Annotated in this window: 15 protein-coding genes; 10 read left to right on the top strand and 5 right to left on the bottom strand. The window is 72.8% G+C overall.

From position 1 onward, the window contains the following. The 3 genes from ACFP3V_RS22525 to ACFP3V_RS22535 form a co-directional block, all read right to left on the bottom strand. The coding region (locus tag ACFP3V_RS22525) for an alpha/beta hydrolase (RefSeq protein WP_380586326.1) at positions 1-739 on the bottom strand (739 nt) is incomplete at its 3' end. Between the two features lie 418 nt (positions 740-1,157). Beyond that, a complete protein-coding gene (locus tag ACFP3V_RS22530) occupies positions 1,158-2,678 on the bottom strand; it encodes a CYTH and CHAD domain-containing protein (protein ID WP_380586330.1) in 1,521 nt (506 codons plus the stop codon). A 35-nt stretch (positions 2,679-2,713) separates the two neighbouring features. Continuing rightward, positions 2,714-3,220 carry a MarR family winged helix-turn-helix transcriptional regulator gene (locus ACFP3V_RS22535; protein ID WP_380586333.1) on the bottom strand — a complete coding sequence of 169 codons (507 nt, stop codon included), beginning with the start codon at positions 3,218-3,220 and terminating at the stop codon, positions 2,714-2,716. An 88-nt stretch (positions 3,221-3,308) separates the two neighbouring features. Here ACFP3V_RS22535 and ACFP3V_RS22540 point away from each other — a divergent pair, with 88 nt between their 5' ends. The 4 genes from ACFP3V_RS22540 to ACFP3V_RS22555 all read left to right on the top strand — a co-directional run bounded on the left by ACFP3V_RS22540 (position 3,309) and on the right by ACFP3V_RS22555 (position 6,104). Then, entirely contained in the window at positions 3,309-3,866 is a 558-nt protein-coding gene (locus tag ACFP3V_RS22540; RefSeq protein ID WP_380586336.1) for a YceI family protein, read from the top strand. Positions 3,867-3,940: 74 nt separating this feature from the next. After that, complete coding sequence (locus tag ACFP3V_RS22545; RefSeq protein WP_380586371.1) at positions 3,941-4,387, top strand: type II toxin-antitoxin system PemK/MazF family toxin; 447 nt, start codon at positions 3,941-3,943, stop codon at positions 4,385-4,387. A gap of 8 nt (positions 4,388-4,395) precedes the next feature. Then, positions 4,396-5,010, top strand: a complete 615-nt coding sequence (locus ACFP3V_RS22550; protein WP_380586339.1) for a class I SAM-dependent methyltransferase — start codon at positions 4,396-4,398, stop codon at positions 5,008-5,010. Positions 5,011-5,144: 134 nt separating this feature from the next. Then, the gene (locus ACFP3V_RS22555) at positions 5,145-6,104 is read left to right on the top strand and encodes a hypothetical protein (protein ID WP_380586342.1); all 960 of its coding nucleotides are present in this window, start codon (positions 5,145-5,147) and stop codon (positions 6,102-6,104) included. Positions 6,105-6,497: 393 nt separating this feature from the next. Here ACFP3V_RS22555 and ACFP3V_RS22560 read toward each other — a convergent pair whose 3' ends face one another. Next, entirely contained in the window at positions 6,498-7,502 is a 1,005-nt protein-coding gene (locus tag ACFP3V_RS22560; protein ID WP_380586345.1) for a glycoside hydrolase family 18 protein, read from the bottom strand. 107 nt (positions 7,503-7,609) lie between these two features. Here ACFP3V_RS22560 and ACFP3V_RS22565 point away from each other — a divergent pair, with 107 nt between their 5' ends. The 5 genes from ACFP3V_RS22565 to ACFP3V_RS22585 all read left to right on the top strand — a co-directional run bounded on the left by ACFP3V_RS22565 (position 7,610) and on the right by ACFP3V_RS22585 (position 12,987). Then, positions 7,610-8,230, top strand: a complete 621-nt coding sequence (locus ACFP3V_RS22565) for a Pr6Pr family membrane protein (protein WP_380586347.1) — start codon at positions 7,610-7,612, stop codon at positions 8,228-8,230. A gap of 223 nt (positions 8,231-8,453) precedes the next feature. Further along, positions 8,454-9,155, top strand: coding sequence for a response regulator (locus ACFP3V_RS22570; protein ID WP_380586350.1), 702 nt, complete (start codon positions 8,454-8,456; stop codon positions 9,153-9,155). Beyond that, positions 9,152-10,360, top strand: a complete 1,209-nt coding sequence (locus ACFP3V_RS22575; protein ID WP_380586353.1) for a sensor histidine kinase — start codon at positions 9,152-9,154, stop codon at positions 10,358-10,360. Before ACFP3V_RS22570 ends, ACFP3V_RS22575 begins: the two co-directional genes overlap by 4 nt. Positions 10,361-10,385: 25 nt before the next feature. Next, positions 10,386-12,047, top strand: coding sequence for a glucose-6-phosphate isomerase (pgi, locus tag ACFP3V_RS22580; protein ID WP_380586356.1), 1,662 nt, complete (start codon positions 10,386-10,388; stop codon positions 12,045-12,047). A 55-nt stretch (positions 12,048-12,102) separates the two neighbouring features. Then, positions 12,103-12,987, top strand: coding sequence for a thioesterase family protein (locus ACFP3V_RS22585; protein WP_380586359.1), 885 nt, complete (start codon positions 12,103-12,105; stop codon positions 12,985-12,987). A gap of 140 nt (positions 12,988-13,127) precedes the next feature. On the opposite strand, the gene ACFP3V_RS22590 is transcribed toward ACFP3V_RS22585, so the two are convergent. After that, positions 13,128-13,979 (bottom strand): helix-turn-helix transcriptional regulator, encoded by an 852-nt coding sequence (locus ACFP3V_RS22590; protein WP_380586362.1) that lies wholly within the window; start codon positions 13,977-13,979, stop codon positions 13,128-13,130. 117 nt (positions 13,980-14,096) lie between these two features. Between ACFP3V_RS22590 and ACFP3V_RS22595 the strand changes: the two genes are divergently transcribed. After that, positions 14,097-16,424, top strand: coding sequence for a Tex family protein (locus ACFP3V_RS22595; protein WP_380586365.1), 2,328 nt, complete (start codon positions 14,097-14,099; stop codon positions 16,422-16,424). Positions 16,425-16,519 lie beyond the last annotated feature (95 nt).

Genomic DNA, 16,519 nt, shown 5'->3' on the forward strand with positions numbered 1-16,519 from the left:
GGGCCGCCGGGTCGGCGCCCGGAGCGGGCGGCGGATCGTATCCCAGCCAGACGATGGCGGAGTGCCCGCCGCCGGGCGAGAGTTGGGCCAGCCGGTCGGCCAGGGCCCGGATCCGGTCGGTGCCGGAGCCGGCGAGCCCGGCGAGGGTGGTGCCGACGCCGGGGACGTACACGCAGACGTCGCGGGCGCGGTCGGGATCGCCGAGGGCCAGGGCGGCGTGCCCGCGCTGGTCCAGGGCCAGCAGCAGAGCGCCGGGCTCGCGGCGCAGGCGCTCGGCGAGGGCGCGGAGCGCGGCGGGGGCATCGGGCTGCTGCAGCCAGGAGGCGAGCAGGGCGCGGTTGGCCTGGTCGCGGACGGCGGCCGGGAGGCCGTCCAGGGAGCCGAGCATGGCGGGCCGGCTTGCCAGCAACTCGGCCCGCTCGGCGGGGGAGAGGGCCTGCCACCACGCCGCCGGATCGGCGGGCGGCCCCGCCTCCCCTCCAGCGAGGGCGGCGACCCGGGCGGCGAACGCGCCGTCCCGCTGTGGGGATGGCGGGGATGACACGGCCTCACGCAGCGTCCCGCCGAGATCGACCACCTGCTCCCGCAGGGTGCGCAAGCGCTGCGCCTCCAGCGCGATCGTGCTCGCCGCGGCCAGCGCGGCCGGGCCGCGCCAGCGATCCAGGCAGGACGCCTGCACTCCGGCGAGGCGCGACTCGCAGGCCTCGAGCTCCTGCCAGACGGCGTCGATCCCGCTCACGGACAGGCCGCCCGGCACATCGCGGTCCGCGTGTCCGCCTCCGCGGCACGGTAGTTGGCGGCGGTGGCGCGCATCCGGTCCGCGTGTTCGCCGAAGGCGCGGGCGAGGGCGCGCAGCCGGTCCGCGAAGCCCGCGGCGGCCGAGTCGGCCGCGGCGGTGGTGAGCGGCAGGCCGGCCAGCGGTGCCTGGGCCCGGGNGCCTGGGCCCGGGCCAGGGCTGCCGCCTGGCCGGCCAGGGTCTCCGCGACAGCGGCGAGCGTGCGGCTGTGTTCGTCGAGCAGATCCGGCTCCACCTGGAGCAGTTCGGACATGGCACCCCCCGGGGTCGAGCGTTCCGACCGGTACGGGGACGACGTTAGGAGGCTGTCAAGCCGGACGGGGGCGAAGCGGTCGCAGTCCATCCGAAGGAGCGAAGCGGGTCAGTCGAGTTGACACAGCTTCGGCTTCGACGCGCGCCGCCACACCGCCTCCACCTGGGCGTCCGCCTCCCGGACGGCGGCCGCCTGGGCCGCGTGGAGGACCCCGTAGCCGAAGCCAGGCTCTCCCGAGGCGTGGGCACGTTCGGCGAGTTGACGCAGCGTGTCGCGGGCGAGCAGGGCGTCCTGGCGTTCCCCGAGCAGCTGCTGCAGCGCCTTCATCCGGTCGGCCAGGGCTCGGGCGCCCGCGCCCTCGGCTGCGTAGCGGGCGCGCTTGGCCGCCTTGCGGACGCTGTGCAGGGCGGCGTCGCGGTCGGCCGCGTCGTGGACGGCCGTCATCCGCTCGGCGACCCGGCGCTGTTGACGGCGCAGCACCGTGCCGAGTGCGGACTCCGCCGGCTTCGCCGCCCGCGCCCGCAGCGGAGGAGCCGCGGCGATCGCGTCCAGCCGGTCCAGCAGCGCGAAGTAGTCGGGAGAGCTGAGCACGGCAACGGCCTGGCGCCACTGGTTCCGGTAGCCGTGGCGGGCCCAGCTGCGGATGCGGCGGGCCATCGGTCCCGGCCGCTCCTCGGGCGGCAACGCCGCGACCTGGGCGAGCAGTCGCTCGCCGAGCACCTCGTGATCCCGGGCGGAGCCGAGGGCGCGGCCCACCCGGCGAAGCCCTTCCGCGGCGGAGTCGTCAAGGTCCAGCGCCCGCGCGTGGGCGCGCAGGGTGGACCGCAGACGCCGGGCGGCGATGCGGAGTTGGTGGACCGCGTCCGGCGTGTCGAGGCGTACCTCGCCGTCGAGTTCCAGCAGCCGGGCCACCTGTTCCCGGAGCAGTGCGGTGACGACGGCGCCCCAACTGCCGTCAGGGGCATGGCGGACCGGTGCGCCGTCCGTACCGGGGGAACCGGCCGGGGCGCCGAGCACGCGGCCCACCTTCGAGCGGCTGGCGGAGCGGTGGATCCCGGCGGAAGCGAGCAGCTGCTCGACGGCGTCGAGCAAGTCGGGCTCGCCGTCCACGAGTTCGGCCTCGATCTCGGTCCAGGCCAGATCGACGGCATCGGCGGGGGCGGTGCCGCCCGTCCGGTCGCCGGCCAGGCGCTCGGCTTCGACGGAGTCGTGGGCGATCTCGGCGAGGACCCGGCCCTGGGCGTCGCGCAGCAGCAGCCTGCGGCGCTCGGTGCGCAGCGCGGCCACCGGCCCGAGCGCGGACGCGCGGACGAAGGCCCGGGTGCGCAGCAGGAACTCCTCGGGGGGTCCGGGCGCGTCGGGAAGGTGGAACTCGGTGCGGGAGGCGGCCCCGGCGGGCTGTTTGAGGTGCCACCCGGCATCGTGGCCGCCGTGGCGGCGGCGCAGGGTGCGGCGGTGGCGCAGCAGCCGCAGGTCCGCGGTGTCGTAGTAGCGGGCGTCCAGGTGTTCGGTGGCGCCGGTCTCGGCCGCGGCCACCCCCGGCAGCGCGGCGAACGCCTCGGGCGGCGGCAGCACCGTCCGCGGCGGGGCGTCGAACTTGCGCTCCGTCTCGATCTGCCGGCGGGCCATCCGGGCCTCCCTCCGCCGGTCCCCGGCGGGACCGGTCAGTCCTCCTCGGCCTTGGGACATCCTTCCAGGCCGGCCAGGATCCGGTCGGACACCTCGGCCAGCGCGGCGACCTGGGGCGCGGAGAGCCGGTCGAAGACCAGGGTGCGGACCAGCTCGACGTGGCGCGGCGCGGCGGCCTCGATGGCCCGGCGTCCCTCGGCGGTGATCACCACCCAGGAGCCGCGCTTGTCGCTCGCGCACTCCTCGCGGGCGACCAGTCCGCGCTTCTCCATCCGGCCCAGGTGGTGGGAGAGCCTGCTCTTCTCCCACTGCAGCTCACGGGCCAGCTCCAGCACCCGCAGCCGGCCCTCGGTGACGTCGGTCAGCTCGACCAGGACCGCGAAGTCGGCCATGGACAGCTCGGACTCCTGCTGCATGGCCCGGCCGAGCTGTGCGGTCAGCTGGGTGTGCATGCGCAGGAAGCTGCGCCAGGCGTGCTGCTCGTCGGCGTCGAGCCAGCGGGGCTCGGCGGCCGTGGCGGCGGTGTGCGGGCTGCTGTTCATGCCACCATTCTAGCGCCATTTGTTGACACATCATCTAGTGGCTCCTAGAGTCGTTGGTGACGGATCAACAACAACGGAGGAAAACGTCATGGTCAGCATCGCCATCGCCCCCGAGCTCGCCGGTACCTACACCCTGGACGCCACGCACAGCCGCATCGGCTTCGTCGCGCGCCACGCCATGGTCACCAAGGTGCGCGGCTCCTTCAACGAGTTCTCCGGCACCGCCAAGATCGACACCCGGAACCAGCAGGACTCCTCGGTCGAGCTGACCATCAAGGTCGACTCCATCGACACCCGGAACGCCGACCGCGACGGCCACCTGCGCACCAACGACTTCCTCGACGTGGCCAACCACCCGGAGATCACCTTCCGCTCCACCGACGTCGAGATCCTCGCCGACGACAGCCTCAAGCTCACCGGTGACCTCACCATCAAGGGCGTCACCCGGTCCGTCGCCATCGACTTCAGCTTCGAGGGCTCCGCGGTGGACCCGTTCGGCAACCAGCGCCTCGGCTTCGAGGGCAGCACCGTCATCAACCGCAAGGACTACGGCATCACCTGGAACGCCGCGCTGGAGACCGGCGGCGTCCTGGTCAGCGAGAAGATCACGCTCGAGTTCGAGATCTCCCTCGTCAAGACCGCCTGAGCGGCAGGGCAGTTGGACAGGCGGCACGGGGCCGGGCTCGCGCACTCCAGAGGCGCTAGCCTGGCCGCGTGACGATCTGGAACCAGCAGGACGAAGAGAACCCCGGCCGCTACGGCGACACCGCGACCATCGAGGTGGAGCCGTACGAGGTCGGCACCGTGCGTACCGAGTACGCCCCCGACCACGACGGGGACCCCGACCCCGGGGAGATCGTGTGGACCTGGGTGCCCTTCGAGGAGAACGACGGCCGGGGCAAGGACCGCCCCGTCGTGGTCGTCGCCCGGGACAGCCAGGAGACCGTCCTGGTGGTGCAGTTGACCAGCAAGAGGCACGACGACACCAGCGAGTGGGTGGCCATCGGCTCCGGCCCGTGGGACCGCGAGGGCCGCGATTCCTGGGTCAACCTCGACCGCGTCCTGCGCGTCCACCACGACGGCATGCGCCGTGAGGCCTGCGCCCTCGACCGCGGCCGCTTCAACCTCGTCCGCAACCGCCTGATCGAACGCTACGGCTGGAGCTGAACCGCCCCGTGGACGCCGAGGACTGGGACCGCCGCTACGCCGCCGAGGAACTCGTCTGGTCGGCGGGCCCCAACCGCTTCGTCGCCGAGGAACTGGCCGGGCTCACGCCCGGCCGCGCCCTCGACCTCGCCGCCGGTGAGGGCCGCAACGCGCTCTGGCTGGCCGAACAGGGCTGGCGGGTGGACGCGGTGGACTGGTCCGCCGTCGGCCTCGACAAGGCACGCCGTGCGGCGGCGGCGCGAGGGGTCGAGCTCACGGCCGTCCAGGCCGATGTGACGGCGTATCACCCCGAACCCGGCGCCTACGACCTGGCGCTGGTCAGCTACCTCCAGCTTCCCGCGCCCCAGTTGCGCACCGTGCTGCGGGCGGCGCTGACCGCCGTCCGCAGCGGCGGCGTGCTCTTCCTGATCGCGCACGACCTGCGCAACCTCACCGAGGGCAGCGGCGGTCCGCAGGACCCCGAGGTGCTCACCACACCCGAGGCGGTGACCGCCGTGTGGTCCGGCGGCGCGAGGATCGAACGTGCCGAAACCGTCCGACGCGACGTCAACCCGCAGGCGGGACACGGCGGAGAGGCCGGCCGACCGGCGCTCGACACTCTTGTGCGCGCCGTCCGCACATGATTCCCACACGTCCCTGTCGTACCGGACGGTTACGATCGCGCCAAAGCGGTGACAAGTCGGACAGTGGCCTGAACCAATAGGTCACAGCGGACGAACATCGCCGCGCGGCACGGGGAGTGAGGGGTGGAGCGCAGATGGGCTTCTTCAGCAGGGCACCCAGGCGGGACCCGGAGCACGCGCCGCGCGACCCCGCGTTCCCGTACCTGTCCGAGGACGAGGGCGCCCTGCTGCGGCGTGAGGTGCGCGCCGCGCTCGCCGAGAAGGGCCTGGAGGCCACCCTCAGCGCGGACCTCGCGGTGGACGCGTCCGGCCGCCGCTACGGCCTCGGCAACCTCGCCGCCGTCTGCCACAACGACGCCCGCGGGCAGGCGGCGTGGCCGGGGCTGATACGCGAGCACATGGCCCGCGTGCTGCGGCTGATGGACGGCCCCAGCGTGGTGGACACCCTGCCCGTGGCGGAGCTGCGGCGCCGCCTGCTGCCCCGGGTCATGCCCCTGGACTCCATCCCGGACGCGCGCGGTTTCGGCCGCGCTATCCCCTTGGCCCCCGGCCTGGTGCGGGTGCTGGCGCTGAGCCTGCCCGAGAGCGCGGTCGCACTGAAGGACAGCCTCGTCGAACGGGTCGCCGAACGCCTGGGCGAGTCACCCGACGACCTGACCGCCGTCGCCGAGGCGAACATGGCGTCCACGCCTGTCGAACAGCACGAGGTCATGGGCCGCGGCGAGGGCATCCGCATCGACGTCCTGTCCGGGGCGTCCATCTTCACCGCCTCCCGGGTGCTGCAACTGGACACGCTGGCCCGCAGCTTGACGGGGCGGGAACTCGGCCCGGACGGCGCGCTGGTCGCCCTGCCCTTCAGCCGCCTGCTCGCGTTCCACGCGATCCGTGATGCCAGGATGGTCGAGTCGCTGAACGGACTGGCCCGCGTGGCCGCGGTGCGGCATGCGGATTCCCCCGGACCTGTCAGCCCGCACGTGTACTGGTGGCGGGACGGCCGCCTCAGCCAGGTGACCGAAGTCACGGGCACCCAGATCCGCGTCGTCGTCGGCAGCGAACTCCAACGTCTCCTCGAACGCCTCGTCGCGGAGAAGTAGTTGCACTCTGCCCGGACGCGCGAGGCCCGCGTGACCAGCCCACCAGCGGGTGACGTTCGACCCGCGCACGGCGTCGGACCTGCCCACGGGGCGGGTTGTCCGCGCACCGCGCGGCGGAGCCCCCACGTCAGCAGCGCCCCTCCGGGAGTGCGAGCCATTCTGCGATGAGCCGCATGCCGTCCGCCCTGCAGGCTGGGCCGCGTCAGTGGTGGGTTGCTCGCGTGCCGCGCGGCGGACCGCACGCGCCGGCAACCCCGTGCCCTGACGGGAGTCCACGTTGTTCGCCGCGAGACGCCGCCGAACCGGCGTCCGCCTTCTGGCAGGCCGGGCCGGCCAGGGAGTGCGCCGGTCGTGGGCACGCGGCGGAGCCGCACCTGTCTGCAGCGCCGCCCCTCAGGGTCGTGCAAGCCATTCGCCGCGGTACGCGGCCCAATCGGCGTCCGTCGCCGTGAAGTCGACGTACAGGGCGACCGCCGCGCGGTCCGGCGCTGAGGCGAAGCCGAGGCGGGCGCCGCGCAGCGCGGCCGGGACGGTCTCCGCCCAGGAGAAGTGGCCGGGTGTGTCCGCGCGGTAGGCCGGGAGGCCGATGAGCACGTCCACCCCGGGCGGCGCCGCGTCGAGCGCCAGCCCGGTCTGCTGGGCGACATAGCCCGCGAACAGTGCCTGGGTCGGCATCGCGCTGTCGTAGGCCATCACCGCGATCTGGTCCACCCTTCGGGCCACCTCCCGGAGGTAGGAACGCGCCCACCACTTGGGGTGGTTGGCGAGCGCCCCGAACACTGCGCGCAGCGGCGGGAGCGGATCCGTCTGTGGGACGGCCACCGACAGCACCGCGCCCCGGGCCTGCGTCAGCGCGTGGACGCGGGTGAGGACGTCCAGGAACCCGGCGTCGCCGGAGTGCACCGGCTCCAGATCCAGGTGGACGCCGGCGAAGCCCGCGTCGAGGGCCTGGCGCGCCGAGGCCACGATCCGGTCGCGGACGTCGGGACGGTCGAGGCGCAGGCCGAAGGGGCCCTCGGAGGCGACCACCTGGCCGAGCCAGGCCTGGACCCGGACGCCCGGGTCGAGTTGACGGAAGATCAGCACAAGCCGCCGCGCCCCGGAAGAGAGGCCCGGGTCGAGGCTGCCGTCCGGGTTCAGCGGGCCGGTGTGGACGTACAGGTCACGCAGGTGGCCGGGCCCTCCGGCCAGGGCGAGCAGGTGGCGGGCGTCGGCCGCGTCCTTCCGGCCGTCCACCCAGGCGTGGCCCAGCCAGACGGCGTCCCGGCCCTGCGCGTGGACGGCGGGGTCGGCGGACGCCGCGCCGCGGGTCCAGAGCAGGGCGGCGGGCTGGATCAGGACCGCCACGCCGAGGAGCGTGATCCACAGCCGGCGCGCCGTAATCCGCCACCGCGCCACGTACGCTCTCCTCTCGTATGAGTCGGACATGAGTCACGACCTACGACGGGTGAGGGAGCATCGGCGCCGGACGGTTCCCGGCACGGTGGGACGAGGGGAGTCACGGGGTGCTGTTGCGCGCGGTGAGCGTGCTGCGGATCGGCTTCGGCGTGCTGGCGGCGGTCGCTCTCGGAGTGCAGGCGGACCGCTCGGCCTCGCAGGGGCACTCGCTGGTCGACTTCTTCAGCTTCTTCACCATCGAGAGCAACGTCCTCGCCACGGTCGTCCTGCTCTGGGGTGGCGTGGCCTTCTTCGTCGGCCGCCGCTTCGTGCCGGACCTGCTGCGCGGCGCGAGCGTGCTCTACCTGGCCGTCACCGGGCTGGTCTACGCCGTCGCGCTGGCCCACCTGGAGGACCAGCTCACGCTGCCGTGGGTCAACGACGTCCTGCACCGGGTGATGCCGCTGGTGGTCGTCGTGGACTGGCTGCTCGTCCCGCCCTACCGGCGGCTGCACCTGGTGGAGACGGCGCGCTGGCTGGCGTTCCCGCTGCTGTTCCTGGCCTACACGCTGATCCGCGGGCCGGTCGTGGACTGGTACCCCTACCCGTTCCTGGACCCGCGGCCGCACGGCTACGGCCGGGTGGCCGTGTCCTGCGTCCTGGTGACGCTGGCCTTCCTCGCCCTCACCGCCCTGCTCACCTGGCTGGGCAACGTGCTCGGGGCCCGCCGGACGGGCACCCCCCCGTAGTGCCCGTCGACCCTGTGTCCCACCCGTGGCGGGCACAGGATGTAGATCATGGTTGTACTCGAACGGCCACGCCAACCCCCGTGCAGGGGTGATCCGACCACCGACCGGAGGGCCGACCGGGGGATCATGTGCACCCTGTTGACAGATGTTCGGTTTTCGTCCGCGATTCGTGCTGGGGTACGGTCGCGCTGGGGATGTCCGGAACCGACAGGGAAGCGATCCTGTGATCCCAGCGCAAGCGAACCAGCCCATCCGGGTCGTCATCGTCGACGACGAGGCCCTGATCAGGTCCGGCCTGGCCATGATCCTGAGCGGTGCCGGGGACGTCGATGTCGTGGCCACCTGCTCCGGGGCCGAGGCGCTCACCACGGTGCGCGCCCACCAGCCGCGGGTCGTGCTGCTCGACATCCGCATGCCCGACGTCGACGGGCTCACCCTGCTGCGCCGCATCCGCGAGCTGCCGGACGCCCCCTACGTCGCCATGCTCACCACCTTCGACACCGACGAGTACCTGGACCAGGCGCTGCACCTGGGAGCCAGCGGCTTCCTGCTCAAGGACACCGAACCGGACGCCCTGGTCCGCTCCGTGCGCGCGGTCGCCACCGGGGCCGGCTGCCTGTCGGCGCCCGTGCTGCGCCGCCTCGGCGCCCAGCAGCGCAGCGGCCACCCGGCCGCCGCCCAGGCCGTCGAACTGCTCAGCGACCGCGAGCGCCAGGTGCTCGCCTTTCTCGGCCACGGCCTGTCCAACGTCGAGATCGGCGCCCGGATGCACCTGGGCGCGGCCACGGTCAAGGACTACGTGAGCGCCGTGCTCACCAAGCTCGGCGTGGTGAACCGGATCCAGGCCGCCGTGCTCGCCGAGCGGGCCGGGCTGATCGGGGACAACCTCAGCTCGACCAACTCCGCCGCGGAACGCCGTCTGTGAGGGCACGTCACCTCCGCGAACGACTCGAGGGGCTCTGGTTCCGGCTGCCCGCACGGGTCCGCCAGACCACCGTCACCGTCGTCCTGGTCGCGGCCGCGCTGCTGGACGCCGGCCTGAACTACCCCGGCAGCAAGGACTGGACCTTCTGGGCGTCCATCGCCGCCTCCCTCGTACTCGTCCTGCGGCGCCGCTGGCCGCGCACCGTGCTGCTGCTCACCGTGCCCGGCCTCTACACCGGAACCGCCCTGGTGGCCTCGATGGCCGCGCTCTACACCGTGGCCCGCTCCCGGCGCGCCGACTGGCAGGCGTGGCTGGCCGCGGCCGTGGTCGGGGTGGGCCTCTTCCTGCCCTGGCCCGTCTGGGAGCTGTGGACCAAGCGCAGCGCCAGCGACAACATCCAGCAGTTCATCTACGCCGTGATGCTCTCCATCGGCCCGGCCGCCCTCGGGCTGCTGGCGCTGACCAGGGAGGCACTGTCGCAGCGCATCGTCGAACTCGCCACGTTGCGGGACCAGGAGCGCGAACTGCACGCGCAGACGGTGATCGCCCGGGAGCGGGCCCGGATCGCCCGGGAGATGCACGACGTCGTCTCCCACCAGGCCGGGCTGATCGCGGTCCAGGCCGGAGCGCTGCAGGTCACGGCCAGTGACCCGGAGGTGCGGGAGACCGCCGGCACCATGCGGCAGCTGGCCGTCGCCACCCTGGAGGAGCTGCGCAGCATGATCCTCGTGCTGCGCGCCGCGGGCGCCGGTCCCACCGAACTCGCCCCGCAGCCGCGGCTGTCGGACCTGCCGCGGCTGGTGGCCGAGTCCGAGGTGAAGGCCGAACTGACGGTCAGCGGCGAGCGGATGAACCTTCCGGAGCCGGTCGAGCGCGCCGCCTACCGCACCGTGCAGGAGGCGCTCACCAACGCCCGCAAGCACTCGCCCGGCGCGGAGACCCGGGTGGAGGTGCACGTCCTCGAGGACAGCCTGCGCGTGGCGGTCACCAACGGACCCTCCCCGCAGGACAGTTCGTGGGCCGGCCCGCTGCCGGGCGGCGGCCACGGCATCGTCGGCCTGCGCGAGCGCGCCGCCCTGCTCGGCGGCACCCTGGCCGCCGGGCCCACCGGGGACGGCGGATTCAAACTGCGACTGGTCCTCCCTCTGTCGCCCTCGTCCAGCATGCGCAAGGACACTGGAGAGCTAGGCTCTGACCTGCACTGAACCATTGAGGGATGGAGAGAGCGCGATGGCTGAGGCAACCCCGGCCCGGACCCCGCTGGACCGGCTGCCGGTCTGGGCGGAACTGGGCAAGCACCGGGCGGAGCTGGGCGACACGCACCTGCGGGACCTGTTCGCGGCCGACGCGAAGCGCGGCGAGACCTACGCCCTGACCGTCGGGGACCTGTATGTCGACTACTCCAAGCACCTGGTGACGGACCGTACGCTCGCGCTGCTGCGCGAACTGGCCGTGGCCACCGACGTCGCCGGTCTGCGCGACGCCATGTTCCGCGGCGAGAAGATCAACGTCACCGAGCACCGGGCCGTCCTGCACACCGCGCTGCGCGCCCCGGCCGACGCCGTCGTCGAGGTGGACGGCGAGAACGTGGTGCCCAAGGTCCACGCCGTGCTGCGGAAGATGAGCGACTTCGCGGAGCAGGTGCGCAACGGCAGCTGGACCGGCCACACCGGCCGCCGCATCCGCAACGTCGTCAACATCGGCATCGGCGGCTCGGACCTCGGGCCGGCCATGGCCGTGGAGGTCCTGCGCCCCTACACGGACCGGGGCCTGACGGTCCGTTTCGTCTCCAACGTGGACGGCGCCGACCTGCACGAGGCCGTGCGCGACCTGGACGCGGCCGAGACGCTGTTCATCGTCGCCTCGAAGACCTTCACCACCATCGAGACCGTCACCAACGCCACCAGCGCGCGGTCCTGGGTGCTGCGGCAGCTGGGTGCCGGGCAGGAGGCGGTGGCCAAGCACTTCGTGGCGCTGTCCACCAACGCCGAGAAGGTGGCCGAGTTCGGCATCGACACGGCCAACATGTTCGAGTTCTGGGACTGGGTCGGCGGCCGCTACTCGATGGACTCCGCGATCGGCCTGTCCATCATGATCGCCATCGGGCCGGAGGCGTTCGAGGAGCTGCTGGCCGGGTTCCGGTTGGTGGACGAGCACTTCCGCACCGCGCCCGCGGAGCAGAACGTGCCGCTGCTGCTGGGCCTGCTCGGCGTCTGGTACGGCTCCTTCTTCGACGCCCAGTCGCACGCCGTGCTGCCGTACTCGCACTACCTGTCCAAGTTCACCGCCTACCTGCAGCAGCTGGACATGGAGTCCAACGGCAAGTCGGTGCAGCGCGACGGCAAGCCGGTGGACTGGCAGACCGGTCCGGTGGTGTGGGGGACGCCGGGGACCAACGGGCAGCACGCGTACTACCAGCTGCTGCACCAGGGGACGAAGGTGATCCCGGCCGACTTCATCGGCTTCGCCGAGCCGGTGGCCGAGCTGGAGTCCGAACTGGCGGCCCAGCACGACCTGTTGATGGCCAACTTCTTCGCGCAGACCCAGGCGCTGGCCTTCGGCAAGACCCCGGAGGAGGTCCGGGCGGAGGGCGTGCCGGAGGAGCTGGTCGCGCCGAAGACCTTCAAGGGCAACCACCCGACGACGACGATCCTGGCGCGGGCGCTGACCCCCTCGGTGCTGGGACAGCTGATCGCCCTCTACGAGCACAAGGTGTTCACCCAGGGCGCGGTGTGGAACATCGACTCCTTCGACCAGTGGGGCGTCGAGCTCGGCAAGGTGCTGGCCAAGAAGATCGAGCCGGTGCTGGTCGAGGGCAAGGGCGGGGAGAGCCTGGACTCGTCCACGGCCACGCTGGCCGACCGCTACCGGGACATCCGCGGCCGAGGTTGACCGCGAGTGCTGACATGGGATTAGCTACCGACAAGTAACTTGTTGGAGGCACCCCATGGCAGCAGCGTCCGTCGGGCAGGACCCGGACTCCGGCCCGGACTTCGGGCCGGAGTCCGGCTCGGAGTTCGACCGGGGCTCGGCCGTTCGCGAGCGGGCGGCCGAGCCCGGCGTCTACGACGCCGAACTCGACCCCGGCTGGCGCATCGGCGCCGGCGTCAACGGCGGCCTGCTCCTCGCCCTCGCCGGGCGGGCCCTGTCGCAGCGCCTCGCGCCGCACCGCGACCCGTTCTCCATCAGCGGCTACTACCTGACCGCGTCCCGCCCGGGCCCGGCCGTGGTCCGCACTGAGGCCGTGCGCATCGGCCGCACGCTGTCCACCGGTTCCGCCTCGCTGCGCCAGTTCGACCCGAGGACCGGGGAGGAGATCGAGCGGCTGCGGGTGCTCGCGTCGTACGGCGACCTGACGGCGGCTCAGGAGGATGTGCGCACCTCGGCGGTGCCGCCGGAGATGCCCCCGCCCGAGCAGTGCATCGGGGCCGAGCACGCCCCGCCGGAGTTCATGGCGCAGGCCGATCTGCTGCAGCGGCTGGACCTCCGGCTCGACCCGGCCTGCGTGGGCTGGGCGCTGGGCAGCCCGTCGGGCGTCGGCCGGATCCAGGGCTGGCTGCGGCTGCCGGACGGGCGCGAGCCCGATCCGCTGATGCTGCTGCTGGCCGTGGACGCGCTGCCCCCGGTGACCTTCGACCTGGGTCTGTTCGGGTGGACGCCGACGATCGAACTCACCGCGCACGTTCGGGCGTTGCCCGCACCAGGCTGGCTCCGGGTCACGCATGCGACGCGGAACCTGGCGAACGGCTTCCTGGAGGAGGACTGCGAGGTCTGGGACTCCAAGGACCGACTGGTCGCCCAGTCCCGCCAGTTGGCCATCGTGCCGCGCTGAGTTGCACCGGGCCCCTTGGGGGGCGCGAGGAACTGCGCGACCAGCCCACCACCCTGAGAGGTTCGTCCCACACATGAGGCCGGACCTCCGCGAGTGGTGGGCGCTTTGCGCAGTTCCTCGCGCGACTGCGGGGGTGCAACTCAGTGTTCGTGGGACCAGGCGGGGGCGTCGGGGTGGTCGAGGAGCCATTGGACGCGGGTGCGGCTCCCGGGATCCTCGGGCACGTAGACGAGAAGCTCGCAGCCCGGGGAGGCCGCGATCGCGAACTGGCTGACCAGCAGCGTCACTTCGCCCACCGCAGGGTGCCGGTGGCGCTTCTGCCTGGTGGCGTGGCAGGCGACGTCCTGCATGCGCCACAGGCGCGCGAAGTCCTCGCTCGCGTCCGAGAGGTCGGTGACGAAGCGCTCCCACTCCGGGTCGCCCAGGTGCCGGCCGTACTCGGTCCGGAACGCGGCCACCAGCGCCGGGAGTTCCTCGTCCCGGTTGACGAAGGACGAGCAGCACGCGGGGATCGTGAACGCCAGCCACATCAGGTTGTGCTCCGTGCGCGTCCGTATCCGCGGCCACAGCGCCTCGTACGGGCGGTTCCACGCCAGCACGTCGAAGCGGGGCGTGATCACGCAGGCCGGGAAGCTCGCGAAGTCGTCCAGCACCGCCTGCACCACGGGCTCCAGCTTCGCCGTCGGCTCCGGCTCGGGCAGGCCGGGGACCTCGGCGAGCCGGTACAGGTGGCGCAGCTCCGTGCTGTCCAGGCGCAGCGTGCGGCCGATCGCGTCCAGCACCTGGGCGCTGGCGTTGATCGGGCGGCCCTGCTCCAGCCAGGTGTACCAGGTGACGCCGACGCCCGCGTGCAGCGCCACCTCCTCCCGGCGCAGGCCGGGCGTACGGCGGCGGGGGCCGGGCGGCAGGCCCAGCTCCTCCGGGGTGATCCGGCTGCGCCGGTTGCGCAGGAAGGCCGCAAGCTCGGTGCGGCGGGGCGCACTCGTGGTCATGGGCCCATGCTGCCAAACGCCACTGACACGCGGGCGTTCCGGCAGTGGTTTTCTTCCTGGGTCCCGCCGGGACAGAATGCACGCGGAAGTCCCAGCGAGAGAGCGGTAGCAGAAGCAGTGAGCCTGTCGATCAGCCAGACCATCGCCGCGGAACTCGGCGTCCGCGAGAGCCAGGTGCAGTCCGCCGTGGACCTGCTGGACGGCGGTGCCACCGTGCCCTTCGTCGCCCGCTACCGCAAGGAGGCGACCGGCGGCCTGGACGACGCGCAGCTGCGCGCCCTGGAGGAGCGGCTGCGCTACCTGCGCGAGCTGGAGGAGCGGCGCACCGCGATCCTGGAGTCCATCCGCAGCCAGGGCAAGCTCGACGAGGCGCTGGAGGCGCAGATCCTCGCCGCGGACTCCAAGGCGCGGCTGGAGGACATCTACCTCCCCTACAAGCCCAAGCGCCGCACCAAGGCGCAGATCGCCCGCGAGAACGGCCTGGAGCCGCTCGCCGACGCGCTGCTGGCCGACCCGACCCGCGACCCGCAGACCGAGGCCGCGCGATACCTCGGCGAGAACGTCGCTGACGCGGCGTCGGCCCTCGAAGGCGCCCGCGCCATCCTGGTCGAGCGCTTCGGCGAGGACGCGGACCTGATCGGCGAGCTGCGCGAGCGGATGTGGAAGCGCGGCCGCCTGGCCGCCAAGGTCCGCGAGGGCAAGGAGCAGGACGGCGCCAAGTTCGCCGACTACTTCGACTTCGCCGAGCCGTTCACCAAGCTGCCCTCCCACCGCGTGCTGGCCATGCTGCGCGGCGAGAAGGAGGACGTCCTCGAGCTGACCATGGACCCCTACGCGGACGAGGACGACGCGGCCGCTCCGGGCGGCTACGAGGCCGCCATCGCCCACCGCTTCGGTATCGCCGACCGCGGCCGCCCCGCCGACCGCTGGCTGCAGGACACCGTCCGCTGGGCCTGGCGCACCCGGATCCAGGTCCACCTGGGCATCGACCTGCGGCAGCGGCTGCGCACCGAGGCCGAGGACGAGGCCGTCCGCGTCTTCGCCGCCAACCTGCGCGACCTGCTGCTCGCCGCCCCGGCCGGCACCCGCGCCACGCTGGGCCTGGACCCCGGCTACCGGACCGGCGTCAAGGTCGCCGTGGTGGACGCGACCGGCAAGGTCGTCGCGCACGACACCATCCACCCGCACCAGCCCGCGAACAAGTGGGACGAGTCCATCGCGACGCTGGCGAAGCTGTGCGCCCGGCACGGCGTCGAGCTGATCGCCATCGGCAACGGCACCGCGTCGCGGGAGACGGACAAGCTGGTGCTCGACCTGATCAAGCGTCACCCCGAGCTCAAGCTGACCAAGGCCGTCGTCTCGGAGGCGGGCGCGTCCGTCTACAGCGCCTCCGCGTACGCCTCGCAGGAACTGCCCGAGCTGAACGTCTCCATCCGCGGCGCGGTGTCCATCGCCCGCCGACTGCAGGACCCGCTGGCCGAGTTGGTGAAGATCGACCCCAAGTCGATCGGTGTCGGCCAGTACCAGCACGACGTGTCGGAGTCCAAGCTGTCGCGCTCGCTGGACGCGGTGGTCGAGGACTGCGTCAACGGTGTCGGCGTCGACGTCAACACGGCGTCCGCGCCGCTGCTGACCCGGGTGTCCGGTATCGGCGCCGGGCTGGCCGACAACATCGTGGCCCACCGCGACGCCAACGGGCCCTTCCGCAGCCGGAAGGAGCTGAAGAACGTCCCCCGACTCGGCCCGAAGGCGTTCGAGCAGTGCGCGGGCTTCCTGCGGATCCCCGGCGGCGACGACCCGCTGGACGCGTCGGCGGTGCACCCGGAGGCGTACCCGGTGGTCCGCCGCATCCTGGCGAAGGCGGGTGGCGGGCTCAAGGAGCTGATCGGCGACACCGCCGCGTTGCGGTCGCTGCGGCCGGAGGAGTTCGCGGACGAGACGTTCGGCGTGCCGACGGTGACCGACATCCTCAAGGAGCTGGAGAAGCCGGGCCGCGACCCCCGCCCGGCGTTCCGGACGGCCGAGTTCAAGGAGGGCGTGGAGAAGCTCTCCGACCTGGAGCCCGGCATGATCCTGGAGGGCACGGTGACGAACGTGGCCGCGTTCGGTGCGTTCGTCGACATCGGCGTCCACCAGGACGGCCTGGTGCACGTGTCCGCGCTGTCGAAGAACTTCGTCAAGGACCCGCGCGAGGTGGTGAAGTCCGGCGACATCGTGAAGGTGAAGGTGCTGGACGTGGACATCCCGCGCAAGCGCATCTCGCTGACGCTGCGTCTGGAGGACGCCCCGGCGGGCGAGCAGCCTTCGCAGCCGAAGGCTGCGAAGGGGGGCGGCGGCGGACAGCGGGAGCGGCGTGCCCCGGCCCCGCGCAAGCCCCAGCGGCCGCAGGCCGCTCCCGCAAACGGCGCGATGGCCGACGCTCTGCGCCGCGCGGGTCTCGCCTGAGACAGCCAGTTGGACCCCGCAGGGGCGCGAGGAACTGCGCGAGCAGCCCACCCCCCAGGGAGGTCCGACCCCATCTGCGGGACGAACCTCCCTGG

The organism is Streptacidiphilus monticola (assembly GCF_042658505.1).
GTDB lineage: Bacteria > Actinomycetota > Actinomycetes > Streptomycetales > Streptomycetaceae > Streptacidiphilus > Streptacidiphilus monticola.

What these genes read in the sequence shown, in the direction of transcription:
- ACFP3V_RS22535 (WP_380586333.1), bottom strand. Translation starts at nt 3,220, where the DNA reads ATGAACAGCAGCCCGCACACCGCCGCCACGGCCGCCGAGCCCCGCTGG.
- ACFP3V_RS22530 (WP_380586330.1), bottom strand. Translation starts at nt 2,678, where the DNA reads ATGGCCCGCCGGCAGATCGAGACGGAGCGCAAGTTCGACGCCCCGCCG.
- ACFP3V_RS22540 (WP_380586336.1), top strand. Translation starts at nt 3,309, where the DNA reads ATGGTCAGCATCGCCATCGCCCCCGAGCTCGCCGGTACCTACACCCTG.
- ACFP3V_RS22585 (WP_380586359.1), top strand. Translation starts at nt 12,103, where the DNA reads ATGGCAGCAGCGTCCGTCGGGCAGGACCCGGACTCCGGCCCGGACTTC.
- ACFP3V_RS22590 (WP_380586362.1), bottom strand. Translation starts at nt 13,979, where the DNA reads ATGACCACGAGTGCGCCCCGCCGCACCGAGCTTGCGGCCTTCCTGCGC.
- ACFP3V_RS22555 (WP_380586342.1), top strand. Translation starts at nt 5,145, where the DNA reads ATGGGCTTCTTCAGCAGGGCACCCAGGCGGGACCCGGAGCACGCGCCG.
- pgi (WP_380586356.1), top strand. Translation starts at nt 10,386, where the DNA reads ATGGCTGAGGCAACCCCGGCCCGGACCCCGCTGGACCGGCTGCCGGTC.